This window comes from Candidatus Symbiopectobacterium sp. NZEC135 (assembly GCF_025962695.1).
Genome location: NZ_JAGFPF010001107.1, coordinates 1 through 715, shown reverse-complemented (window position 1 = coordinate 715; position 715 = coordinate 1). Strand labels below are relative to the sequence as shown.

Annotated in this window: 1 protein-coding gene; it reads left to right on the top strand. The window is 53.1% G+C overall.

What is annotated here, in order from left to right; translation table 11 throughout:
- The coding region (gene nudK, locus J5224_RS32740; RefSeq protein WP_264629089.1) for a GDP-mannose pyrophosphatase NudK at window positions 1-570 on the top strand (570 nt) is incomplete at its 5' end.
- Window positions 571-715 lie beyond the last annotated feature (145 nt).

The following is a 715-nucleotide window of genomic DNA, read 5'->3' as shown; positions in this document are numbered from 1 at the left end:
GCAGAAATACGCATACAAAACTGCCAGATTCTCTCTGACGATTGGTATACGCTGAAAAAATACACCTTTGATTTACAACGCCGCGACGGCGAATGGCAGCGACAACACCGTGAAGTTTACGATCGCGGCAACGGTGCCACCATCCTGCTGTATAACCGGCAACAGCGCACAGTGGTGTTAACGCGCCAGTTTCGTTTTCCGACCTATGTCAATGGCTATCACGGTTTTCTGATCGAAACCGCGGCTGGCCTGCTCGATAACATGGATCCAGAAAGCCGGATAAAAGCGGAAGCGGAGGAGGAAACAGGATACCGCATCACCAACGTGCAAAAAGTGTTTGAAGCCTTTATGAGCCCCGGCTCGGTCACCGAGAAGCTGTTTTTCTTTATTGCCGAATACCGCGCGCACGATCGTGCAGGTTTCGGAGGAGGGATTAAAGCGGAAGGGGAGGATATCGAAGTGCTGGAAATGCCCCTGGAGCAAGCGCTGGAGGCGATTGACAGCGGTCTGATCGCCGATGGCAAAACCATCATGTTGCTACAGTACATCGCGCTGAAAGGCATACTTTAAGTGCGCGATGTCGACACCATCTAGTGCAACACAACCCATTTTGATCGCCAGCCACCTTGCCCATCAGAAAGCCGCTGCGCTGGCCGTGGATCAGAAAGGGCATGTTCCGGTGTTGCGTTCCCTACTCCGCTACCACCAGGTGCAC